This window comes from Streptomyces sp. NPDC048523, assembly GCF_043199815.1.
Classification (GTDB): domain Bacteria; phylum Actinomycetota; class Actinomycetes; order Streptomycetales; family Streptomycetaceae; genus Streptomyces.
Map to the genome: position 1 here is coordinate 703,264 of NZ_JBICWQ010000003.1, position 22,284 is coordinate 725,547.

The following is a 22,284-nucleotide window of genomic DNA, read 5'->3' on the forward strand; positions in this document are numbered from 1 at the left end:
CTGGGGCGCCCCGACCGCCGCGGCCGCAGCCATGCCGTCAGGCATGGGCCGACGCATCGCCGAACCGCCGGCGTATCGCTCAGCGGGGCCTGAGTCCGTCGACGACGACGTCCAGCATGCGGTTCAGCTGGGGGCGCTGCTCGGGTGCGCCGGCCACGGAGAGCAAACCGGCGAGGATGCCGCCCACCTCGACCGGGTCGATGTCGCTGCGCAGTTCTCCTGCTGTGGCGCCGGCCTCGAGCACCATCGCCAGGACCTGCTGGACCTCGTCGCAGACCGGTCCGGTGCCGAAGCGGCCGGAAGCGCTCATGGCGACCAGGGCCTCGCAGATGCCGCGTCGTTCACCGGCCCAGTCGGCGAATCGGAGCATCCACGCGTGGAGGGCCTGCGCGGGCGGCTTGGTGGCCAGCAGGGTGCGCGCGTCTTCGCGCAAGGGCCGGATCTGGTCCCGGTAGACCTCTTCGACCAGATCCTCTCGGGTGGGGAAGTGCCGGTACAGGGTGGCGTTCCCCACTCCCGCGCGTTTGGCGATCGCGTCCAGCGAGATCGCGCGTCCGGACGCGAAGGCTTCGGCGGCCGTGGCGATCAGCTGCTCGCGGTTGCGCTGCGCGTCGGCGCGCAGGGTGCTGCGTGGAGGTGTCATGACCTTCGCGATCGTGAGTGTCGGATGAGGCTCGGGAACGATTCGGGGACCTCCCCGGTTCAGTGTACGGTGAGACAACCGGGGAGGTCCCCGATTACGGGTGGTCCCACCCGTCGCTTCAGCGACGAAAGGTTTGCCATGCCTGCAGCTCTCATCACCGGGGGAACGACCGGGATCGGCAGAGCGACGGCCGAGCTGCTGCACGCCCGCGGCTACCAGGTCGCGGTCACCGGACAGAATCCCGATTCCCTCGCACGAGCAAGATCCGAGCTCCCCGGCGACGTGCTCGTCGTCCGGTCCGACGGGCGCGTGCTCTCCGACACCGACGCCCTGATGTCGGCGGTGTCGGCGCGGTTCGGATCGCTGGACCTGCTCTTCCTCAACGCCGGGATCTTCCGTCCGGCACCGGTTGCCGAGGTGACGGAGGAATCGTTCGACGAGCACGCCGACCTCAACTTCAAGGGCCAGTACTTCACCCTCCAAAAGGCCCTTCCCCTCATGGACGACGGCGGCTCGATCGTGCTGACCGTCGGCATCGGATCCCGTCGCGGCACCCCTGGCGCCACGGTGGGGGCGGCGACACGCGGCGCGCTGCTGGCCATGCTGCCCTCGCTCGCGCTCGAACTGGCCCCGCGCAGGATTCGCGTCAACGCCGTGAGCCCCGGGGTCACCGACACCCCGCTGCTCAACAAGCTGGGGGTGCCCGAGAGCGGCCGGGACGCCATGCGCTCGAAGATCCCCTTCGAGCGCTTCGGATCCAGCCAGGAGGTCGCGGAAGCAGTCGCCTTCCTCGCCTCGGACGCCGCCGGCTACATCACCGGCCAGGACATCACCGTGGCCGGCGGCTACGGGCTCGGCGCCTGAAACCCGGGCGAGCCGACCACCGATCCGCACCTCTCGAACGCCACGAACCGCACCTCACAGGAGAACACGATGGCACTCACTCTCGACACCTATCGGCTGCTGGGCCGTTCCGGACTCCGGGTCTCACCGCTGGCGCTGGGCACGGCGACCTTCGGCACCGAGTGGGGCTGGGGCGCCGAGCGCGACGAGGCGCGCAAGCTCTTCGACCGCTACACCGAGCTCGGCGGCAACTTCTTCGACACCGCCAGCACCTACACCAACGGCAGCTCCGAGCGACTGCTCGGCGAATTCGCCCGCACCAACCGCGACAAGATGGTGCTGGCGACGAAGTACTCGACGCTGCGCCGGCCCGGTGACCCGAATTCCGGGGGTACCCACCGCAAGAGCATGCTGGCGTCGGTGGAAGCCAGTCTGCGGCAGCTGAACACCGACTGCATCGATCTGCTCTACGTGAACGTATGGGACTTCAGGACGCCGGTGGAGGAGATCCTGCGGGGCCTGGACGACCTGGTGAGGCAGGGCAAGGTGCTGTACGTGGCGATCTCCAGCGCCCCGGCCTGGCAGGTGTCGCGCATGCAGGCGATCGCCGACCTGCGCGGCTGGTCGCCACTGGTCGCACTGGAGACCGAGTACAGCCTGATCGAGCGCACCGCGGAGCGTGACCTGATCCCGATGGCACGCGAGATGGGACTCGGCGTGGTCCCCTTCTCCCCGTTGGGCGGCGGGGTGCTCACCGGCAAGTACAGCCGGGAGGACCAGAATCCGGAGGGCTCCGTTGCCGGTGAAACGGCCGGCAACCGCAAGAGCCTCAACGTCGCCCTGGGATGGGTCACCGACCGCAACCTCGGCATTGCCGATGTGGTGAAGGAGGTGGCCTCGGAGCTGGGCCGCACACCCGCCCAGGTCGCACTGGCCTGGACCCTGAACGCCCCGGGCGTGACGGCACCCATCATCGGCGCCCGCACCATCGCGCAGCTGGAGGACAACCTGGGTGCCCTGCAGGTCGACCTCGCTCCTTCCCAGCTGGCCCGCCTCGACGAGGTCAGCGCCATCGATCTCGGCAATCCGCACGGCCTGCTCGCCAGCGATCACATCCGCACGGTCACCACAGGCGACATGAAGATCGAAACCCTCGGCCGATTCGCTTCATGAACAGCGGCATCCAGATATATCGACATGTTTTTGATGACGGAACGGATCAACCTCGGTATGGGTGAGTACAGCGACAAGAATGTGGTGATCACGGGTGGCAGCAGCGGCATGGGGCTCGCGCTGGCGGAGCTGCTGGTGCGAGGCGGAGCCCGCGTGGTGATCACCGGCCGTTCTCAGGCCAAGCTCGACGCGGCACGCGAGTGGCTCGGCGAGAATGCCGTGGCCGTCCGGGCGGATGTGGCCTCACTGTCCGACCTGGACATGCTCGCCGGCCGTGTAAAGAGCGAGCTCGGCTCGATCGAGGCTTTGTTCGTCAACGCCGGCATCTCACCCCTCACGCCCCTCGAGTCGACGACCGAGGACGTGTACGACGAGCTGTTCGCGATCAACGTCAAGGGCGCCTTCTTCACTGTGCAGAAGCTCGCTCCACTGCTGAGCGCGAACGCCGGCATCGTCCTCACCACCTCGATCGCGAACGTCATCGGCATGGTGGACACCAGCGTCTACGCGGCCGGCAAGGCGGCGCTGCGTTCGATGGCCCGCACCTTCTCCCGCGAGCTGCTTCCGCGGGGAATCCGTGTCAATGCGATCAGCCCGGGTCCCATCGACTCGGGGATTCTGGAAACGATGAACTTGTCCAAAGAGGCCGCCGACCAGTTCAGGGCGGAGCGGACCGCGAGCAACCCCATGAAGCGCTACGGCACCGTCGAAGAGTTCGCCAAGGCGGCCGCGTTCCTCGCCTTCGATGCCACGTACACCACCGGCATCGAGCTGGCCGTGGACGGCGGCGAAACCCAGCTCTGAACTCGTCTGCCGTCCCGCCACGGGCGAACGCAAAACGCTCGGCTGGGAAACCCCAGCCGAGAGCCTGCATAAACCGCTCATGGTGGCGGGCCCTACGGAGGTTGTGGCGGCTCACGGAGACACGCCGATACGAGAGCAGGGCCTTCTAGGCGGGATGCCCGCGCAGCCGTACGTCCCGCTCGGCGAGGTCACGCGCCTCGCGGGCCAGGATGTCCGCCCGCGGGAGATCACCGGTCAGCCGCGCCTCCTGCAGCAGCACGCGGGGCGCGGCGCCGACCGCCTCGCGGTGGACGGTGACGTAGTCGTCCGCCGCGGCCACGGACTCCCGGGCGACCAGCAGCGCGGCCACCGGGAGCACCCCGGACCGGCCGGTCACCAGGGGCGCGGTCACGTGCACGATCCGGCGCAGCACACCGAGCGGATCGTAGGGCTGCCCGGACGTCGTCTCCTGTCGTACGGCGGCCAGGACCGCGTCGGCGTGCAGGAGCCGGGCACGGGTCTCGCCCTCGTCCGCGGTGCCGTCACGGAAGGGGGCCAGTTCCGCCTCCGCGCCCGTGAGGGCGGCCGGGATCAGCCGGGCGGCCCCGGTGAGCGCCTCGCGCAGCCGGGTCACGGCCCTCACCAGCGCATCGGCCCGGGCGATCGCGGTCTCCGCCGCACGGAGGTGGTGGGCCGCCTCGTCGGGCCGGCCCGAGGCGGTGGCCTGGTGGGTCTCGTTGAGCTGGACGGTCGCGGTGACCAGGCTGTCCTTGGCCAGTTCGACATACCCGGCGACGGAGTCGTCCGTGAGCGTGGTCTCCGCCCCGGCGGTGCGGGCGGTCAGCTCACGGAAGCGGGTCTCGGCCGACGCCAGGGCGGCGGCGGGGTCGCGGTCCAGCCCCCGCAGGGCGCCCAGGCTCTCCGCCGCCCCGGTCAGCCGCCGCTCGGCCTCCTCGCAGCGGCCCACGACTCCGGCGAGGGCGGCCGCTTCCTCCGGTACGCCCTCCTCGTACCGCCGCCGTATCGCGCACGCGGCCGCCAGTTCGGCCTCCGCCGCCTCGGCCGCCCCGGCGAAGGGAGCCACCGCCTCGGGGCCCAACCCGGCCTCGGCGAAGGTGAGTTCCTCGCGGAGGGTGCGCAGACGGTTGTCGGCGGCGACCAGCGCGGCCCGGGAGCGCTCGTCGAGGTCGGCGAGCGGGGGCGTGGCCGCCGGGGCGGGATACGCGCCGACATGGGTCGTGCCGGCGGCCGCCGGTGTCGTACGGCTGCGGGTGCGGCGCATCCGGCGGACAGAGCCGTATCCGGCGAGGACCAGCACCACGGCGAGGGCGGCCAGAGGCAGGACGAGGTCGGTGCCGGAGGACGTGTCCTCGGCCGGGGCGGCGGCGCTCGTGCGCGCGCCTGCAACCGGAGCGTCGTCGTTGATCGTCATCCACGGCAACACCAGCCACACGACCCCGGCGACCACACCCAGCAGGGCATGTGCCACCCGCGCGGATATGTGCGAGCGGCCCCGCCGCGGTCGGCCCCGTATCAAGGATGGCGTCACGTTTCGGAGCGTATGGGCTGGAATGCGGGGGCGCGAGCGGGGTGGGACGGGTGGGCGTACGCGAGGAGAGTGGGGGAGCGGATGTCAGACGTGCGGGACATACAGGTCGACGGGAACGGTGAGGCGGAGAAGGAGGCGCCGGCGCCGAGGCGCACACGTCGCCGCCGGCTCCGCCGGGGTCTGATCGCGCTCGCGCTCGTCCTCCTCCTTCCCCTCCTCACCGTCGCCGTCGCCCTCCGCCTCAACTACGCCGGTGACCCCGCGGACGGCACCCGCACCCGGGGCAAGGACGCGATCTGGCTCGGGCACGCCTGGGTGGACGGGCGCAAGACCGACGCCGACGTCACCGCCCTCGCCCGGCGCCTGCGGGACACCGGGATCCGGGACCTGTACGTCCACGCGGGGCCCCTGGAACACGACGGGACGCTGCCCGGGTCGGCGTACCCGAAGGCGCGGTGGCTGATCGGTGCCGTGCACAAGGCGGCTCCCGGCATCCGGGTGCAGGCCTGGCTCGGCGACCAGCTCGCCACCGAGAGCCCCGACGGACTGCGCCTCACCGAGAAGGACACCCGCGCCGCCGTCGTACGGTCCACCCGTCAGATCCTCGACACCGGGTTCGACGGCGCCCACTTCGACCTGGAGCCCCTGCACTCCGGCGACGAGGACTACCTCGACCTCCTCGACGCCCTCCACCAGGTCACCCGCGCCCACGGCGTGCCGCTCTCCGTCGCCGCCCACCAGATCGACCCGCTCCCCGCACTGCACTCCGTCGCGGGCACGCTCACCGGGCACCCCAAGTGGTGGTCGCAGGCCTACTTCGGTCAGGTCGCGCGCCGGGTCGACCAGATCGCGGTGATGTCGTACGACACGGCCACGCCCCTGGAGAGCCTGTACGGCGGCTATGTCGCCCAGCAGACCTCACTGGCCCTGGAGGTCACCCCCGACTCCACGGACCTGCTGATGGGACTGCCCTTCTACCGGGAGGACAACTTCGCCCACTGGTCCTTCGCCGAGACCGTCCCCGCGGCGGTCCGCGGCGTCCGCCTCGGGCTCTCCCGCACGGACGCGGACCGCGCGAACTTCGGCGTGGCGCTGTACGTCGACTTCGCGGCCACGGAGGCGGACTGGACGGCGTACGAGAAGGACTGGGTCCGTTAGAAAACCACCTGCGGTCCGGCGCGCCGCACTGCGACGATCTGCCGGATGACCACCACCCGCAGACACCTCACCCGCGACGACCTCGCCCCCCTCGCCCGCGCCGCGACCGGCCGCGCCCTCACCGGCGTCACCCGGCTCCGCGGCGGCAGCAAGAAGGGTGTCTACCGGCTGGCCCTCGACGACGGTACGACGGTCGTCGCCTACGTCTGGTCGCCGGACGAGGACTACTGGGACGCCGGCCCCTCCGACCCCCGCGACCCCTTCTCCGCCGGCACCGGTCCCGACGTGTTCACGGCCGCCCACGACCGCCTGGTCGCGGCCGGCGTGCGCACCCCCCGCCTCCTGCACGCCGACACCGCCATGGACGCCGTGGTCGTCGAGGACCTGCGGGGCGGCAGTCTGGAGGAGGCCCTGGAGCGGGACCCGGCCGCCGGTCGCGCCGCGCTGGAGCTGCTGGCCGCCGAACTCGGGTCTCTGCACGCGCAGGAGGGCCCCGCCTTCGGCAAGGTCGGGCTCGTCGACAACGGCGGTACCTCGTCGTCGGGTTCGGCCGCCCGGCGCATCACCGAGGGAGCCCTGCGCCACATCGAGCAGGCCGCCGTACGGGACGAACGGATCGCCGTCGTACGGGACGAGCTCGAGGAGACCGTCCGACGGCTCGCCGCAGCCGTCCGGCCCCGCGCCCGGCACACCCTCGTCCACGGCGAACTCGGCGCCGACCACGTCCTGTTGGACGACCGGGGCAGACCCGCCCTCATCGACGTCGAAGGTCTCATGTACTTCGACGTCGAGTGGGAGCACGTCTTCCTGCGCATCCGCTTCGGACCGCGGCACTACGACGTCCTGCGCGTCCCTGGCCTGGACGAGGACCGGATGAACCTCTACCGCCTCGCCATGCACGTGTCCCTGGTCGCCGGCCCCCTCCGCCTGATCGAGGGCGACTTCCCGAACCCGGACCGCATGCGGGAGATCGCGGAATCCAACCTGGTCAGGGTGCTGGAGCTCATCAGCCGGTGATCGGTACCTGTCTGTACGCCGGTTAGTGCTCCGACCGCGTAGGTTCGCCGGGTTGGTGGTCGTGGATCACGATCGATCGGCAGCCCCACGAAGACGATCTCGACGAACGCCCCGGTCCTTCCTCCAACCCGGCGAACCACAGCGGTCAGAGCACCTAGCTTCTCGCCGGTCGACCGTTCGCCAGGCTCTCGGTTTGCCAGCCGAGAAGGATCGCGCGGAGCGCCTGTTCGGCGAGGCGGCGGGCGCGATCGCTGCCTACGTTGCCGAGGTAACCGAGCGACGCGATGCCGTACAGCGTGCCCCAGAGGATCTCGCAAGCCTCGTCGAAATCGGCCAGGACCACGTCGTGGGCAGCCGACCAGGAGGTGAGCAGATCCTTGAGGACGTCGATGACCGGTTCCGCGACGCGTCGGCGTTCGTCCGCGTCGACCACCGGGTCGTTCATGACCTGGAAGAGGTGGGGGTGCTCGCCGGCGAACCGGACGTACTGCGACGCAATGCGCGTCATCCGCCGGTCGGTGTCGGGCTCCTGCGCGGCTCGGCGGAACTCGGTCAGCATCAGGTGGTGGCCGTGCGCGACCAGCTCCAGTACGAGCGCGTCCTTGTTGGCGAAGTGCTGGTAGACGACGGGCGCGGAATATTCGACGTCGGTGGCGATGCGCCGGATCGTCAGGGCCGCGATGCCCTCGGTCTCGAGGACGTGCAGCGCGGCCTCGATGATCCGCTCCCGGGTGTTCGCCCGTTCGCGGGCCCGTCTTGTGCTGGTCGGCATGGTCTGTCACTTCGCTTCGATGGTGTTCTCGAACACTAGTCATCGCCTTGACCGCGTCGGCGATGCGCGTCATAGTTAACGCCGTTAGGAAACCTAACGACGTTAGGAACGGGTAGTAAGTCATGATTTACCACATCAACAGAGTCACGATGAAGGCCACTGCGACGCCTGAGCAGATCGAAGGGGTGCTGGAGAGCTGGCGCAATCAGGGCCGGTCGAACCCCGCCGTCAAGTCCTTCGTCGTCGGCCGCGACCACGGCGGCGACTACACGTACGGCGCGGTGTTCGTCGTCGAACATCTCGACGGGCTCTTCGCCTACCTGACGCACCCGACCACCTACCAGACCGACCACCTCGGGCTGCACCTGGTCGAACGGCTGGAGATCTTCGACGTCAGTGACGACGACGACCCCGACCTGAACGCCAAGATCCAGGAACTGCACCGGCGCCGCAACGAGCTCAACCCGCAGATCGCCGGCATGCTCGCCGACGTGCCCACCTATACCGGCTCCGGCGTGGACGACTGACCGAGACCCTGGAGAAGGAGAAACCGTCATGGCCAAGCACGTCGTCATCGGTGCCGGTTCCATCGGTACCAACGTCGCCCGTCTGCTCGCCGAGCGCGGCGAGAGCGTCCGCATCGTCACCCGCAGCGGCTCCGGCCCCGAGCACCAGCTGGTCGACCGGGTCGCCGCGGACGCGTCCGACCCGTCCCGCCTGACCGAGCTGTCCCGCGGCGCGGAAGTGATCTACCACTGCGCCAATCCACCCTCGTACACGGTGTGGGAGCGCCTGTTGCCGCCCCTGCAGACGGCGGCCATCGCCGCCGCCAAGGCGAACGACGCCGTCCTCGCGCTGACCGGCAGCCTTTACGCCTACGGTCCGCAGCCCGGTGGCCGGATGAACGAACACACCCCCATGGCCGCCACCGGGCACAAGGGCCGCCTGCGCAGACGCATGTGGGAACAGGCCCTCACCGGAGGGATCCGCACCGTCGAGGTCCGCGGCTCCGACTACATCGGCAAGGACGCCAAGGGCATCTACTCCCTGCTCGTCAAGTCGGCCCTGCAGAAGGGAAAAGCGGCCTGGATCACCGGCCACCTGGACATGCCGCACACCTTCACCTTCAACGGCGACATGGCACAGGCCCTCATCACGCTGGCCTCGGAAGAACGCGCGTGGGGCCGACCCTGGCACGTGCCGTCTCCGCCGGCCGTCACCATTCGCGAGCTGGCGCGGCGCTACGCCGTCGCGGCGGGCCGGCCACCGGTCAAACTCATCCAGATACCACGCTCCGTGACGCGTACGGCCGGGCTGATCGTGCCGATCGCCCGCGAGATGGCCGAGATGGACTACCAGTGGTACGCGCCGTTCCACATGGACGCGACGGAGACCGCCGACACCTTCCGCCTGACCGCCACCGACCTCGACACCGCCGTCCGCAACGAGGTCAGCTGAACTCGCACCGCCACACCTGCAGGCCGACGGCACGGCCGCCGACACCGTGAACGTTCGTGGTCACGGCACTAGGAAGACCTCCTCCTGATCTTCGATCCCAGCCAGACCAGCGGGTCGTACTTGCGGTCGACCGCCCTTTCCTTCAGCGGAATCAGCGCGTTGTCCGTGATCTTGATGCCCTCGGGGCACACTTCCGTGCAGCACTTGGTGATGTTGCAGTAGCCGAGACCGTGCTCGTCCTGGGCCGTCTTCTTGCGGTCCAGGCCGGACTCCTCGGCCGCGTCCAGGGGATGCATGTCGAGCTCCGCGACCCGCATCAGGAAGCGCGGGCCCGCGAACGCGGTCTTGTTCTCCTCGTGGTCGCGCACGACATGGCAGGTGTCCTGGCACAGGAAGCACTCGATGCACTTGCGGAACTCCTGCGGGCGGTCCACGTCCTCCTGCATCATCCGGTACTCGCCCGGCCCGAGATCCGGCGGCGGCACGAACGCCGGGACCTCGCGCGCCTTCTGGTAGTTGAACCCGACGTTCGTGACGAGATCGCGGACCACCGGGAAGGCCCGCAGCGGGGTCACGGTGATCGTCTCCTCCGGCGTGAACACCGACATGCGGGTCATGCACATCAGCCGGGGCCGCCCGTTGATCTCCGCCGAGCACGAACCGCACTTGCCCGCCTTGCAGTTCCAGCGGACGGCGAGATCGGGCGCCTGGGTGGCCTGGAGGCGGTGGATGATGTCCAGCACCACCTCGCCGTCGTTGACCTCGACCTTGAAGTCCTCCAGGTCGCCGCCCTTCGCATCGCCCCGCCACACCTTGAAGTGGGCCGTGTAGCCGCTCATTCGTACAGCTCCTCTTCGGCGAGGTACTTGACCAGCTCCTCCTTGTCGAAGAGGGCGAGCAGGTCGGCGCGGATGGGGTCGGTGGTCTCACGGGTGAGGTCGATCTGGCCCCGGACGGGGTCGGTCGCCGCCAACCCGCCCGTCGGGTCGGTCAGTCGGCACAGCAGGTTGACGTTGCGCCACTCGCGGTCCATCCCCGGGTGGTCCTCGCGGGTGTGGCCGCCGCGGGACTCGGTCCGCTCCAGCGCGGCCCGCGCCACACACTCGCTGACCAGCAGCATGTTCCTGAGGTCCAGCGCGAGGTGCCAGCCCGGGTTGAACTGCCGGTGCCCCTCGACCCCGGCCCGCCGGGCCCGCACCCGAAGGTCCCCGAGCTTCTCCAGGGCCTGCTCCATCTCGCCCTCGCGGCGGATGATGCCGACCAGGTCGTTCATCGCCTGCTGGAGCTCCTGGTGCAGGGTGTAGGGGTTCTCCGGAGGTCCTACGGCGGGTTCGGTGCCCTCCGCCGAGAACGGCCTGAGCGCCTCGGCCGCCGCCGCGTCGACCTGGACCTCGTCCACCGGCGGACGGTCCGCCGCGAGCCCGGTTGCGTACTCGGCCGCGTGCCAGCCCGCCCGGCGCCCGAACACCAGCAGGTCGGAGAGGGAGTTGCCGCCGAGCCGGTTCGAGCCGTGCATGCCGCCCGCGACCTCACCGGCCGCGAACAGCCCCGGCACCCCGCGCGCCGCCGCCGTGTCCGACTCGACCGCGATGCCGCCCATCACGTAGTGACAGGTCGGCCCGACCTCCATCGGCTCGGCCGTGATGTCGACGTCCGCCAGCTCCTTGAACTGGTGGTACATCGAGGGGAGCCGCCGCCGGATGACCTCCGCAGGCATCCGCGTCGACACGTCCAGGAAGACCCCGCCGTGCGGGGAGCCGCGGCCCGCCTTCACCTCGGAGTTGATCGCCCTGGCCACCTCGTCGCGGGGGAGCAGCTCCGGGGGACGCCGGTTGTTGTCCGCGTCCTCGTACCAGCGGTCGCCCTCCTCCTCCGACTCGGCGTACTTCTCCTTGAAGACGTCCGGGACGTAGTCGAACATGAACCGCTTGCCGTCGGCGTTCCTGAGCACTCCGCCGTCGCCGCGCACCGACTCGGTGACGAGGAGGCCCTTGACCGACGGCGGCCAGATCATGCCGGTCGGGTGGAACTGCACGAACTCCATGTTCAGCAGGGGTGCGCCCGCGAGCAGGGCCAGTGCGTGGCCGTCGCCGGTGTACTCCCACGAGTTCGACGTCACCTTGAAGGACTTGCCGATGCCACCGGTCGCGATCACGACGGCCGGGGCCTCCAGGACGAGGAAACGGCCGCTCTCACGGTCGTAGGCGAAGACACCGGAGACGCGGCCCCCGTCCTTCAGGACCCGGGTGACCGTGCACTCCTGGTAGACCTTCAGCCGGGACTCGTAGTCGCCGGTCTCCTTGTGGTCCTCCTGCTGGAGCGACACGATCTTCTGCTGGAGCGTGCGGATCAGTTCGAGGCCCGTGCGGTCGCCGACGTGGGCCAGGCGCGGGTACTCGTGGCCGCCGAAGTTGCGCTGCGAGATCCGGCCGTCCTTCGTGCGGTCGAACAGGGCGCCCCAGGTCTCCAGCTCCCAGACCCGGTCCGGGGCCTCCTGGGCGTGCAGCTCGGCCATCCGCCACTGGTTGAGGAACTTCCCGCCGCGCATGGTGTCGCGGAAGTGGACCTGCCAGTTGTCGTTCGCGTTGGCGTTGCCCATGCTGGCCGCGATGCCGCCCTCGGCCATCACCGTGTGCGCCTTGCCGAACAGCGACTTGCAGATCACCGCCGTCCGGGCACCGCGCTCGCGGGCCTCGATGGCGGCCCGCAGCCCGGCCCCTCCGGCGCCGACCACGACGACATCCCATTCCTGCCGGTCGACCACGGACATCAAAAAAACCTCGGATCGTCAAAGGCGCCGGACGCGACCAGGTACACGTAGAAGTCGGCGAGCGCCACGCTCACCAACGACGCCCAGGCGAGCTGCATGTGCCTGGCGTTGAGCTTCCCGACCCACTGCCACATCCGGTACCGCACGGGATGCTTCGAGAAATGCCTCAGCTTGCCGCCGACGATGTGCCGGCAGGAGTGGCACGAGATCGTGTACGCCCAGATCAGCGCGATGTTGATCAGGAACACCAGGGTGCCCAGGCCCATGTGGCCCCACGCGTAGTGCTCGTCGCGGAAGGCGAGCACGGTGTCGTAGGTCAGGATCCCGGCGACCACGATCGCGGCGTAGAAGAAGTACCGGTGGATGTTCTGCAGGATCAGCGGGAAGCGGGTCTCACCGGTGTACTTCTTGTGCGGCTCGGCCACCGCGCAGGCCGGCGGGGACGCCCAGAAGCCCCGGTAGTAGGCCTTGCGGTAGTAGTAGCAGGTCAGCCGGAAGCCGAGCGGGAAGATCAGGATGATGATCGCCGGGGAGATGCCCCACCAACCGCCGAAGATCTCCCAGTTGGGGCCGTGGCGCATGGGCGCGCAGCGCTCGGCGAGGCAGGGGGAGTAGAACGGCGAGACGTACGGGGCCGCGTAGTAGTCCGTGTCGGCGAACGCCCGCCAGGTCGAGTACACGATGAAGGCGAGCAGCCCGGCGGCCGTGGCCGCCGGTGCCAGCCACCAGCGGTCGGTGCGCAGGTGCGGGGCGTCGATCGCGGCGCGCGTACCGGCGCGTACGCCGCCGCTCACGGGATGGGATTCGGTGTCGGGAGGTTCCGTACCAGTGGCCAACGCTTGACTCCGGTCGGGATCAGGGGGCTCGGCGGTCGCGGGCGCCGAGTCCCTCGTCGTCCGAGTCCGTCCACAGGGTGTTGTCGTACGGGGTGTCGGAGATGGAGACGAGATCCGGGCGGCGGGCCTTGGCCAGCGCCGGGTCGGTCTCCCTCAGCAGGGCGAGGCTCTCGCGCAGGCGGTCGGTGTCGATCCGCACCCGGCGCATCTCCAGACCGCCGCTGCCCAGCTGCTGCTCCAGGCGCTTGACGTACCTGAGCACCTCGTCGAGCGAGCGCTGGGCCGCTGCCAGTTCGTCGTTCACGGACATGACGTGACCTCACTTCCGTGGGCGGGGTTGCCCTGGACGGGAACGGTCATGCGCCTGCGAGTGTTGCGCGTCACACCTGCCGGTGTGAAGGGACGTGCACCGATTGGCGGATCGTGAGCCCTCCGTGCGCGCCCCTCGTGCGCCGTCGATTGCGCCGCACGGGTGGGCTTCCCGGCTGTCGTCGCCGTGTCGCCGTCCGTTGCCGAACCCTTTCCTCTTCAGTGGCCGCATACATGTGATCAGCTCCATATACCGCCAAAAGTGATCATAACGCCCGCGGCTCCCGGAGGTAAGCAGAGATGTCCCACAACGGCGTCGCCCTGCGCGCGGTCACGCGCTCGGTCGGCTTCCTCACCGCGGGCGCGCTCGCGGTCACCGCGCTGTCCGGGTGCAGTTCCGACGACAAGGCGAGCAAGCCGCTCGCGGAGCAGGACATCGCGCCCGCCGCCCGCGACCTGGTCGCCGACGGCGGCACCCTGCACTGGGCGGTGGACGCCGTCCCCGAGACCCTGAACACCTTCCAGGCGGACGCCGACGCGACCACCACCACCGTCGCCCAGGCGGTCCTGCCCTCGATGTACCGGCTGGACGCGAACGGGCGGCCGCAGGTCGACGCCGACTACCTGGAGTCGGCCAAGGTCGTCGAGACCGAGCCCAAGCAGGTCGTGCTGTACAAGCTGAACCAGCAGGCCGTGTGGAGCGACGGCCGGGAGATCGGCGCCGCCGACTTCGCCGCCCAGTGGCGCGCCCTGTCCGGCAAGGACTCCGCGTACTGGACCGCCCGCAACGCCGGCTACGAGCGCATCGACAGGATCGAGCGCGGTGCCAACGACCTGGAGGTCAAGGTCACCTTCGCGCGGCCGTACGCCGACTGGCGCTCGCTGTTCTCGCCGCTGTACCCGAAGGACGTCATGGGCACCCCGGACTCCTTCAACGACTCCGCCCGCAAGAAGCTCAAGACCACCGCCGGTCCCTTCCAGGTGAAGAAGGTCGACCGCAAGGGCGACGAGATCACCCTCACCCGCAATCCGCGCTGGTGGGGCCACCCCGCCAAGCTGGACGAGATCGTGCTGCGCGCCGTACCGCGCGACAAGCGGGCCACCGCGCTGGCCGCCGGCACGGTCGAGCTCGCCGAGGTCGACCCCGAGGCCCTCGGCCGCATCGGTCTCGCCGCCCGCGCGGGAGCCACCTCCGGCAGCAGTCCGCTCGCGGGCCCCGACGGGCTCCACGGCCACCGCTCCGGCAGCAACCTGAAAGCCGCCGACGCGCTGCGCTCCTGGGCCCTCGCCCACGGGGACGACGAGGAGGCCGCCGACGAGGAGCTCAGCGCCCGGCAGAAGGAGCGCAGGGCGCTCGCCGCATACGCGCGTGAGCAGGCGGCGCTGAAGGGCTTCGAGGTCCGCAGATCCCTGGAGCCCGCCTACACCCAGCTCGCCCTCAACGGCGCCTCGGGTCCCCTCGCCGACGAGCGGGTGCGCCGGGCCGTGGCCCGCGCGATCGACCGCAAGGCGCTGGCCGGCGTCGTCCTCTCCCCGCTAGGGCTGCCCGCCGTGCCGGTCGGCAGCCACCTCGCGCTCTCCGGCCAGGACGCCTACGCCGACAACAGCGGCGCCCTCGGCGGCCAGGACACCAAGGAGGCCCGGGCACTGCTCGCGGACGCCGGGTGGGTGCCCGGGGGCCCGGTCGAGAAGGAGAAGAAGAAGGGCGAGAAGGCGGCGGGTACCGAGGGCAAAAAGGCCGGCCGGGACTCCGCGCACGGGGACGACGGGACGTACATCGTCGGCGAGGACGACAACAGCGACGACAAGAGCGCTGACAGCAGCGACGACAAGGATCCCAAGGACCACCGCAGCGGCGGCGACGGCCCGCGGCACCTCGCCCAGGACGGCAAGCAGTACGCGAACAGGCTGAAGCAGGGCGGTGCGCCGGGAGCGTACGCCCCCAAGGGCACCGCGGCTCCGGCGGACGCGGCGACGAAGGCGCTGGCCAAGAACGGCAAGGCGCTCGCCCTGCGGTTCGTGCTCCCGTCGGGACCGGGCTCCGAGACGCTGCGCACGGTGGCCGGGCGGATCTCCGCGATGCTGGCGAAGGTCGGCATCCGGACCGAGATCTCCAAGGTCTCCGACGAGAGCTACTTCAAGGACCACGTCGCGTCCGGGCAGTACGACCTCGCGCTGTACTCCTGGCCCGCGTCCGCCTTCCCCGCCACCGACGCCCGCCCGATCTTCGCGAAGCCGGTGCCGGCCGCCGACGGGTCGCTGAACGTCGAGCAGAACTACACCCGGGTCGGCACGGACCAGGTGGACCAGCTCTTCGACCAGGCCGTCGCCACGCTCGACGAGGGCAAGAGCCGGAGCCTGATCCGCAAGGCCGACTCCCGGATCTGGGCCGCCGCGGGATCCATCCCGCTGTATCAGCGGCCCCAGCTGACGGCCGTGAAGAAGAACCTGGTGAACGCCGGTTCCTTCGGATTCCAGACGCCGGTCTACGAGGACATGGGCTTCCTGAAGAAGGGCGCGAAGCCGGCGGCCGGCCCCACCGCTCACTGAGCCCGGCGAGCCCCTACCCGGGAGGCAACGTACGATGGGGTGAGGCCGTGGCATGTTGAGCCCGGCAGGCCCGCGTCACACGGACGTTCGTAGCAGGGCCTTCTCACCACTTGGGAGTACGCCGCAATATGGCCACGCGCCACGACATCCGCAATGTCGCCATCGTCGCCCACGTCGACCACGGCAAGACGACTCTTGTCGACGCCATGCTGAAGCAGGCAGGCGCCTTCGCCGCGCACGCCGCCGAATCGCTCGACGACCGCATGATGGACTCGAACGACCTGGAGCGTGAGAAGGGCATCACGATCCTGGCCAAGAACACGGCCGTGAAGTACCACCCCAAGGATGGCGGCGACGTCATCACCATCAACATCATCGACACCCCGGGCCACGCCGACTTCGGTGGCGAGGTCGAGCGCGGTCTGTCGATGGTGGACGCGGTCGTGCTGCTGGTCGACGCCTCCGAGGGCCCGCTGCCGCAGACCCGCTTCGTGCTGCGCAAGGCACTGCAGGCCCGCCTGCCCGTCATCCTGTGCATCAACAAGACGGACCGCCCCGACTCGCGCATCGACGAGGTCGTGAACGAGGCGTACGACCTCTTCCTCGACCTCGACGCCGACGAGGAGCAGATCGAGTTCCCGATCGTCTACGCGTGTGCGCGGGACGGCGTGGCCTCGCTGACCAAGCCGGAGGACGGCACGGTCCCGCAGGACAGCGACAGCCTGGAGCCGTTCTTCTCCACGATCCTCTCGCACGTCCCGGCCCCGGAGTTCGACACCGAGGCCCCGCTCCAGGCGCACGTCACCAACCTGGACGCCGACAACTTCCTCGGCCGTATCGCGCTGCTGCGCGTCGAGCAGGGTGAGCTGCGCAAGGGCCAGACCGTCACGTGGATCAAGCGCGACGGCACCATGTCCAACGTGCGTATCACCGAGCTGCTGATGACCGAGGCGCTCACCCGCAAGCCCGCCGAGAAGGCGGGACCCGGTGACATCTGTGCCGTCGCCGGTATCCCGGACATCATGATCGGCGAGACCCTCGCCGACCCCGAGAACCCGATCCCGCTGCCGCTCATCACGGTCGACGAGCCGGCGATCTCGATGACCATCGGTACCAACACCTCGCCGCTGGTCGGCCGCGGTGGCACCGGCAAGGGCGCGGAGAACAAGGCCGCGGTCAAGGACCGCAAGGTCACGGCCCGTCAGGTCAAGGACCGTCTGGACCGCGAGCTGGTCGGCAACGTCTCGCTCCGCGTGCTCGACACCGAGCGCCCCGACGCCTGGGAGGTGCAGGGCCGTGGTGAGCTGGCCCTGGCGATCCTGGTCGAGCAGATGCGCCGTGAGGGCTTCGAGCTGACCATCGGCAAGCCGCAGGTGGTCACCAAGGAGGTCGAGGGCAAGGTCTACGAGCCCGTCGAGCGCATGACCATCGACGTGCCCGAGGAGCACATGGGCGCGGTCACGCAGCTCATGGGTGTCCGCAAGGGCCGGATGGACAACATGTCCAACCACGGTTCCGGCTGGGTGCGCATGGAGTTCGTCGTTCCCTCCCGCGGCCTCATCGGCTTCCGGACCGAGTTCCTGACCGGCACGCGCGGCACGGGTATCGCCCACTCCATCCACGAGGGCCACGAGCCGTGGTTCGGCACGCTTACGACCCGTAACAACGGCTCGCTGGTCGCCGACCGCGCCGGTGCCGTCACCGCCTTCGCGATGACGAACCTCCAGGAGCGCGGTGTGCTGTTCGTCGACCCCGGCACCGAGGTGTACGAGGGCATGATCGTCGGCGAGAACTCGCGCTCCGACGACATGGACGTGAACATCACCAAGGAGAAGAAGCTCACGAACATGCGGTCGTCCTCGGCCGACTCGTTCGAGGCGATCGTCCCGCCGCGCAAGCTCTCCCTGGAGCAGTCCCTGGAGTTCTGCCGCGACGACGAGTGCGTCGAGGTGACCCCGGAGGCGGTCCGTATCCGCAAGGTGAACCTGGACGCCCGCGAGCGCGCCCGCGCCGCGAGCCGCGCAAAGAACGCCTGACCCGACCGCCGGCGACTGTCGGCAGCCCGGTTCTCCGGCACTCGGGGAACCGGGCCTTCGGTGTGCCCGCGAAAGCCTGTCCGCGATCCATGAGACAGCGTTCGGATATCGGTAAGCGGCCGATCGTGTTTCGGACATGTGAACCGAAATCCATTGTGTTATGTCCGTTTTGACGGTCTGTCGGCTCACGTGTCAAGCGCGACCAGGTGTCAATCTTTGCAATTTTTCCTCAAAATATTGCCGGTAGGGAGATCCCTATGTCTTCCGCCCTTGACGCGCGTTGAACACTTTGGCGAAAGTTCCCCCAAACCACAGAACCTGCCGGTATCTGTGCTGCGCTCAACTCTCCAACCCCCCGGGGGAAGTACACACATGACCAGTCCAGTCGCCTTGGACCCCGAGCTCGAGTCGAACGCCGAGCCTGTCAAGGCCGAGCAGAAGCTCGAGGGTCGTTCTCCCGGCCAGTTGATGTGGCAGCGCTTCAAGCGCGACCGTACCGGGGTCATCAGTGCCTGGGTAGTGATTTTCTACTTCGTCGTCGCCATCGCGGCGCCGCTGCTGACCAAGATCAGCGGGACCAACCCGTACTCGCTGTACGGCCAGGATCCGGCCTATCAGGACAAGCCGATCCTGGACGAGTTCGGGCTCCCGCTCGGCTACTTCGGCGGCATCTCCGGGGACCACTGGTTCGGTGTGGAGCCGCAGTTCGGCCGCGATCTGTTCGCCATGCTGATGTACGGCATGCGGACCTCGCTGCTCATGGCGCTCGGCGTGACGGTCCTGCTGATGGTCACGGGCGTGATCATCGGTCTGGTCGGCGGCTACTTCGGCGGCAGGACGGACTACTGGCTGGGCCGGGTCACCGACTTCTTCCTCGCGTTCCCGCAGCAGCTGTTCTTCATCGCCTTCATGCCCGTGGTCACCTCGTTCTTCGTGGACCCGCGTGAGGAGACGCCCACCTACTTCCGGGCGCTGGCGATCCTGATCGTGCTCTGGGTGCTCGGCTGGATGGGCATGGCCCGCATCGTGCGGTCCGTCGTACTGTCGCTGCGCGACCGGGAGTTCGTCGAGGCCGCCATGGTCTCCGGTGCCTCGCCCTGGCGGATCGTCCGCAAGGAGATCCTGCCGAACGTGGTGACGCCGATCCTGGTCCAGTTCACGTACCAGCTGCCCAGCACCATCCTCACCATCGCGTTCCTGTCCTTTGCGGGTGTCGGTTTCGTCGAGCCGACCCCCGACTGGGGCCGGTTGTTCGCCGCGGGTGCCAACTACACCCAGCAGGACCCGGCGTTCATCTTCTTCCCGGGCATCGCGCTGGTGATCTTCGTCCTGGCCTTCAACCTCCTCGGAGACTCGGTCCGGGACGCCTTCGACCCCAAGTCCGGGCGGTAACCGTCCATTGGTGGGGGGTGACTGCCGCCCCCGCGTCGGCCTACCAGCCGCGTCAGGCAGTACTCATGGATAACAACCGACAGGTAGGTGCATTCGCCACATGAAGTCGTTCACCTCGCGCAGAGCGCGTGGCATCGTGGTCGCCATAGCGGCCGGCTCACTCGCGCTCACCGGCTGCTCCGAGAACAAGGGCTCGAACTCCGGCGCCGACTCCAAGAAGGACCAGCAGGAAGCGGCCACCCAGTCGAAGGCGGTCACCTACGCCGACGCCGCCGCCTCCACCGGTCCCGCCCCGGACGTCGCCGGCGCCAAGAGCGGCGGCACCATCCAGGTCTACCAGGAGTCGGGCCTCACGCACCTCGACCCGGGCCAGATCTACGTCTCCGACGCCGGCCAGGTCGCCAACCTGCTCTTCCGTCGTCTGACGCAGTTCAATGAGGACGACAAGGGCAACGTCAGGATCGTGGGTGACCTCGCCACCGACTCGGGCAAGTCCTCCGACGGCGGCAAGACCTGGACCTTCACGCTGAAGAGCGGTGTCAAGGACGCCAACGGCAACGCGATCACGTCCAAGGACATCCGCCACACCGTCGAGCGCCAGTTCGCGAAGTTCATCTTCGACGGCCCGCCCTACCTGCAGCAGTGGCTGGCCGGCAAGAAGTACGCCGCCGACTACCGCAAGCTGCTGCCGGGCGGCGGTTTCGACGGCAAGCACCTGCCTGCCTCGGTCCTCGACACGCCGGACGACAAGACCGTCGTCTTCCACTTCGACCAGGCGCGTCCCGACCTGCCGCAGACGCTGGCCATGGCCGGCTACGCGGTCGTGCCGGAGAAGACCGACACGAAGGAGAAGTACGACACGGCCCCGGTCGCCACGGGTCCGTACAAGATCGCGTCGTACAAGGCCGGCAAGTCCCTGGTGCTCGCGAAGAACACGAACTGGGACCCGAAGACCGACTCCGTGCGTCACCAGTACGTCAACGGCTTCGACTTCCAGTTCGGCATCACCGAGTCGACCCAGACCAAGCGTCTGATCTCCGACCAGGGTGGCGACAAGAACGCCATCCAGTTCACCGGCGGTGTCGAGTCCACCCAGATCCAGGACGTCATCGGCAACCCGGCGGTCAACAAGCGCACCATCAAGGGCTACCAGCCCTACGTGATGTCCCTGACCTTCAACCTCGACCGGGTCAAGGACCTCAAGGTCCGCCAGGCCGTCACCTACGCGGTCAACTCCAAGTCGCTCATCGCCGGTGAGGGTGGCGTGTACGGCGGCGACGTGGCCCCGAACTACTTCGCCCCGACCCTGCCCGGCTACGAGGCGAAGTACGACCCGTACGGCCGTCTGAAGACGCCGCAGGGCAACATCGCCAAGGCCAAGGAGATCCTCAAGGGCGTCCCGGCCTCCGAGAAGACCCTGGTCTACGCCTACAACAACAACGAGCCCGGCCAGAAGCGCAAGGTCGCCATCGAGGACGCTCTGACCTCGGCGGGCTTCAAGGTCGTCTCCAAGGAAGTCGACTCCGCGAGCTACTACGAGCAGATCGGCAAGCTCGACAACCCGTACGACATCTACATCACGGGCTGGGGCCAGGACTGGCCGTCCGCCGCCACGGTCGTCACGCCGGTCTACGACGGTTCGCTCGTCTCCGACGGTTCGCCGAACTACTCGCACGTCAAGGACCCCAAGGTCGACGCCCTCATCCAGAAGGCGCTGACCCAGCAGCCCACCGAGGCCGCCGCCACCTGGAAGGAAGCGCAGCACTACCTGCTGGAGAAGGTCCTCCCCGGTGCTCCGCTGTGGTACACGAAGAGCTTCCAGCTCAGCGGTTCCAACGTCGGTGGCGCCCGCTACAGCAGCGTGTCCAGCCTCATCGACATGACCCGTCTGTACCTGAAGTCGTAACTCTCTACGGCTGATCGCGGGGGCGCGCACCAGGCGGAGCGCGCCCCCGCACCTCCGTGAAACCTTCCACCGTCTCCGCAGAGAGCAGCCCTCCCGCCATGTTTCAGTTCATCCTCCGGCGCACGGTCGGTGCCCTTGTCACCCTCTTCCTCATCGGCGCCGCCACGTTCTTCCTGTTCGTCGCCGCGCCCTCCGACTACGCCTCCCTGGCCTGTGGCAAGGACTGCTCTCCCCAGAGACTGTCGGACATCCGCGAGGCGCTCGGCCTCAACCTGCCCATCGCCCAGCAGTTCTGGGACTTCATGTCCGGCATCGTGACCGGCCGTGACTTCCCCCAGGGCCACTGCAGCGCCCCTTGCCTCGGTGTCTCCTTCAACCAGGGGGACATGGTCTGGTCCACGATCATGGACCGCTTCCCGACGACCCTGACCCTCACCGCGGGCGGTGCCGTCGTCTTCCTGGTCGTGGGTGTGGGCGCCGGCATGGTCGCCGCCTACCGGCGGGGATCGATGATCGACAAGGTCGCCACCGGCGCGTCCATGGTGCTCAGCTCGTTCCAGATCTACTTCCTGGGCCCCATCGTCCTGTGGGTCCTCGTCTACAGCACCGGTCTGATGGAGAGCCCCAGGTACATCCCGATCACCGAGGACCCGTGGGGCTGGTTCGTCGGCATGCTGCTGCCGGTCCTGGTGATGGCCACCATCTTCACCGCCCAGTACACCCGTATGGCGCGCTCCTCGATGATCGAGCAGCTCGCCGAGGAGCACGTGCGCACCGCCCGGGCCAAGGGCATGTCGAAGCCGTACGTCTTCTTCCGCTACGCCTGGCGCGGCTCGCTCATCCCGATCGTCACCGTCCTCGGCATCGACATCAGCTCCATGCTCGGCGGTGCCGTCGTCACCGAGATCACCTTCTCCCTCCAGGGCGTGGGCCGTCTCGCCGTCCAGGGCGCGCAGACCAAGGACCTCCCGCTGACCATGGGCGTCATGCTGTTCGGTGCCTTCTTCATCCTGATCATCAACATCCTCACGGACATCGCGTACGCCCTCATCGACCCGCGCGTCCGCCTCTCCTAGGAAGAACGAACCC

Annotated in this window: 19 protein-coding genes; 12 read left to right on the forward strand and 7 right to left on the reverse strand. The window is 69.0% G+C overall.

Annotated features, from left to right (window positions below; translation table 11 throughout):
* Window positions 1-79 precede the first annotated feature (79 nt).
* Window positions 80-643 (reverse strand): TetR/AcrR family transcriptional regulator, encoded by a 564-nt coding sequence (locus ACGFWE_RS19100; protein WP_327721981.1) that lies wholly within the window; start codon window positions 641-643, stop codon window positions 80-82.
* A gap of 138 nt (window positions 644-781) precedes the next feature.
* Here ACGFWE_RS19100 and ACGFWE_RS19105 point away from each other — a divergent pair, with 138 nt between their 5' ends.
* From ACGFWE_RS19105 to ACGFWE_RS19115, 3 genes are all read left to right on the forward strand, one after another.
* A complete protein-coding gene (locus tag ACGFWE_RS19105; RefSeq protein WP_393600540.1) occupies window positions 782-1,507 on the forward strand; it encodes an SDR family oxidoreductase in 726 nt (241 codons plus the stop codon).
* A gap of 69 nt (window positions 1,508-1,576) precedes the next feature.
* Complete coding sequence (locus tag ACGFWE_RS19110) at window positions 1,577-2,659, forward strand: aldo/keto reductase (RefSeq protein WP_352390363.1); 1,083 nt, start codon at window positions 1,577-1,579, stop codon at window positions 2,657-2,659.
* A 57-nt stretch (window positions 2,660-2,716) separates the two neighbouring features.
* Window positions 2,717-3,463 carry an SDR family oxidoreductase gene (locus ACGFWE_RS19115; RefSeq protein WP_393600816.1) on the forward strand — a complete coding sequence of 249 codons (747 nt, stop codon included), beginning with the start codon at window positions 2,717-2,719 and terminating at the stop codon, window positions 3,461-3,463.
* Window positions 3,464-3,608: 145 nt separating this feature from the next.
* Here ACGFWE_RS19115 and ACGFWE_RS19120 read toward each other — a convergent pair whose 3' ends face one another.
* A complete protein-coding gene (locus tag ACGFWE_RS19120; protein WP_393600541.1) occupies window positions 3,609-4,991 on the reverse strand; it encodes a hypothetical protein in 1,383 nt (460 codons plus the stop codon).
* Window positions 4,992-5,072: 81 nt separating this feature from the next.
* Here ACGFWE_RS19120 and ACGFWE_RS19125 point away from each other — a divergent pair, with 81 nt between their 5' ends.
* Window positions 5,073-6,149, forward strand: a complete 1,077-nt coding sequence (locus tag ACGFWE_RS19125) for a hypothetical protein (RefSeq protein WP_393600542.1) — start codon at window positions 5,073-5,075, stop codon at window positions 6,147-6,149.
* Between the two features lie 45 nt (window positions 6,150-6,194).
* The gene (locus ACGFWE_RS19130) at window positions 6,195-7,166 is read left to right on the forward strand and encodes a phosphotransferase (protein ID WP_393600543.1); all 972 of its coding nucleotides are present in this window, start codon (window positions 6,195-6,197) and stop codon (window positions 7,164-7,166) included.
* A gap of 154 nt (window positions 7,167-7,320) precedes the next feature.
* Here ACGFWE_RS19130 and ACGFWE_RS19135 read toward each other — a convergent pair whose 3' ends face one another.
* Entirely contained in the window at window positions 7,321-7,938 is a 618-nt protein-coding gene (locus tag ACGFWE_RS19135) for a TetR/AcrR family transcriptional regulator (protein WP_352390359.1), read from the reverse strand.
* 122 nt (window positions 7,939-8,060) lie between these two features.
* Here ACGFWE_RS19135 and ACGFWE_RS19140 point away from each other — a divergent pair, with 122 nt between their 5' ends.
* Together ACGFWE_RS19140 and ACGFWE_RS19145 are read left to right on the forward strand one after the other, a co-directional pair.
* Entirely contained in the window at window positions 8,061-8,465 is a 405-nt protein-coding gene (locus ACGFWE_RS19140; RefSeq protein WP_352390358.1) for a Dabb family protein, read from the forward strand.
* A gap of 28 nt (window positions 8,466-8,493) precedes the next feature.
* Entirely contained in the window at window positions 8,494-9,396 is a 903-nt protein-coding gene (locus tag ACGFWE_RS19145; protein WP_393600544.1) for an NAD-dependent epimerase/dehydratase family protein, read from the forward strand.
* A 68-nt stretch (window positions 9,397-9,464) separates the two neighbouring features.
* Here the strand turns inward: ACGFWE_RS19145 and ACGFWE_RS19150 are convergent, their stop codons facing one another.
* The 4 genes from ACGFWE_RS19150 to ACGFWE_RS19165 are packed head-to-tail and all read right to left on the reverse strand — an operon-like array spanning window position 9,465 to window position 13,312.
* Window positions 9,465-10,235 carry a succinate dehydrogenase/fumarate reductase iron-sulfur subunit gene (locus ACGFWE_RS19150; RefSeq protein ID WP_393600545.1) on the reverse strand — a complete coding sequence of 257 codons (771 nt, stop codon included), beginning with the start codon at window positions 10,233-10,235 and terminating at the stop codon, window positions 9,465-9,467.
* Window positions 10,232-12,166 carry a fumarate reductase/succinate dehydrogenase flavoprotein subunit gene (locus ACGFWE_RS19155; RefSeq protein ID WP_352390355.1) on the reverse strand — a complete coding sequence of 645 codons (1,935 nt, stop codon included), beginning with the start codon at window positions 12,164-12,166 and terminating at the stop codon, window positions 10,232-10,234. The genes ACGFWE_RS19150 and ACGFWE_RS19155 overlap by 4 nt, the downstream gene beginning before the upstream one ends.
* The gene (locus ACGFWE_RS19160; protein WP_352390354.1) at window positions 12,166-13,002 is read right to left on the reverse strand and encodes a hypothetical protein; all 837 of its coding nucleotides are present in this window, start codon (window positions 13,000-13,002) and stop codon (window positions 12,166-12,168) included. The genes ACGFWE_RS19155 and ACGFWE_RS19160 overlap by 1 nt, the downstream gene beginning before the upstream one ends.
* Window positions 13,003-13,021: 19 nt before the next feature.
* On the reverse strand, window positions 13,022-13,312 hold the full coding sequence (locus tag ACGFWE_RS19165; protein WP_352390353.1) for a hypothetical protein: 291 nt from the start codon (window positions 13,310-13,312) through the stop codon (window positions 13,022-13,024).
* Between the two features lie 299 nt (window positions 13,313-13,611).
* Between ACGFWE_RS19165 and ACGFWE_RS19170 the strand changes: the two genes are divergently transcribed.
* From ACGFWE_RS19170 to ACGFWE_RS19190, 5 genes are all read left to right on the forward strand, one after another.
* The gene (locus ACGFWE_RS19170; RefSeq protein ID WP_393600546.1) at window positions 13,612-15,861 is read left to right on the forward strand and encodes an ABC transporter family substrate-binding protein; all 2,250 of its coding nucleotides are present in this window, start codon (window positions 13,612-13,614) and stop codon (window positions 15,859-15,861) included.
* 128 nt (window positions 15,862-15,989) lie between these two features.
* Window positions 15,990-17,897 (forward strand): translational GTPase TypA, encoded by a 1,908-nt coding sequence (gene typA, locus ACGFWE_RS19175; protein WP_352390351.1) that lies wholly within the window; start codon window positions 15,990-15,992, stop codon window positions 17,895-17,897.
* 372 nt (window positions 17,898-18,269) lie between these two features.
* Window positions 18,270-19,289: an ABC transporter permease gene (locus tag ACGFWE_RS19180; RefSeq protein ID WP_352390350.1), complete on the forward strand. Its 1,020-nt coding sequence runs from the start codon at window positions 18,270-18,272 to the stop codon at window positions 19,287-19,289.
* 100 nt (window positions 19,290-19,389) lie between these two features.
* On the forward strand, window positions 19,390-21,195 hold the full coding sequence (locus ACGFWE_RS19185) for an ABC transporter substrate-binding protein (RefSeq protein WP_352390349.1): 1,806 nt from the start codon (window positions 19,390-19,392) through the stop codon (window positions 21,193-21,195).
* Between the two features lie 98 nt (window positions 21,196-21,293).
* Complete coding sequence (locus tag ACGFWE_RS19190) at window positions 21,294-22,271, forward strand: ABC transporter permease (protein ID WP_352390348.1); 978 nt, start codon at window positions 21,294-21,296, stop codon at window positions 22,269-22,271.
* Window positions 22,272-22,284: the final 13 nt, after the last annotated feature.

Bases quoted from the DNA above. Each gene is read 5' to 3' on its own strand.
- ACGFWE_RS19100 (WP_327721981.1), bottom strand. From the start codon at position 643: ATGACACCTCCACGCAGCACCCTGCGCGCCGACGCGCAGCGCAACCGC.
- ACGFWE_RS19105 (WP_393600540.1), top strand. From the start codon at position 782: ATGCCTGCAGCTCTCATCACCGGGGGAACGACCGGGATCGGCAGAGCG.
- ACGFWE_RS19110 (WP_352390363.1), top strand. From the start codon at position 1,577: ATGGCACTCACTCTCGACACCTATCGGCTGCTGGGCCGTTCCGGACTC.
- ACGFWE_RS19115 (WP_393600816.1), top strand. From the start codon at position 2,717: ATGGGTGAGTACAGCGACAAGAATGTGGTGATCACGGGTGGCAGCAGC.
- ACGFWE_RS19125 (WP_393600542.1), top strand. From the start codon at position 5,073: ATGTCAGACGTGCGGGACATACAGGTCGACGGGAACGGTGAGGCGGAG.
- ACGFWE_RS19130 (WP_393600543.1), top strand. From the start codon at position 6,195: ATGACCACCACCCGCAGACACCTCACCCGCGACGACCTCGCCCCCCTC.
- ACGFWE_RS19135 (WP_352390359.1), bottom strand. From the start codon at position 7,938: ATGCCGACCAGCACAAGACGGGCCCGCGAACGGGCGAACACCCGGGAG.
- ACGFWE_RS19140 (WP_352390358.1), top strand. From the start codon at position 8,061: ATGATTTACCACATCAACAGAGTCACGATGAAGGCCACTGCGACGCCT.
- ACGFWE_RS19145 (WP_393600544.1), top strand. From the start codon at position 8,494: ATGGCCAAGCACGTCGTCATCGGTGCCGGTTCCATCGGTACCAACGTC.
- ACGFWE_RS19150 (WP_393600545.1), bottom strand. From the start codon at position 10,235: ATGAGCGGCTACACGGCCCACTTCAAGGTGTGGCGGGGCGATGCGAAG.
- ACGFWE_RS19155 (WP_352390355.1), bottom strand. From the start codon at position 12,166: ATGTCCGTGGTCGACCGGCAGGAATGGGATGTCGTCGTGGTCGGCGCC.
- ACGFWE_RS19165 (WP_352390353.1), bottom strand. From the start codon at position 13,312: ATGTCCGTGAACGACGAACTGGCAGCGGCCCAGCGCTCGCTCGACGAG.
- ACGFWE_RS19170 (WP_393600546.1), top strand. From the start codon at position 13,612: ATGTCCCACAACGGCGTCGCCCTGCGCGCGGTCACGCGCTCGGTCGGC.
- typA (WP_352390351.1), top strand. From the start codon at position 15,990: ATGGCCACGCGCCACGACATCCGCAATGTCGCCATCGTCGCCCACGTC.
- ACGFWE_RS19180 (WP_352390350.1), top strand. From the start codon at position 18,270: ATGACCAGTCCAGTCGCCTTGGACCCCGAGCTCGAGTCGAACGCCGAG.
- ACGFWE_RS19185 (WP_352390349.1), top strand. From the start codon at position 19,390: ATGAAGTCGTTCACCTCGCGCAGAGCGCGTGGCATCGTGGTCGCCATA.
- ACGFWE_RS19190 (WP_352390348.1), top strand. From the start codon at position 21,294: ATGTTTCAGTTCATCCTCCGGCGCACGGTCGGTGCCCTTGTCACCCTC.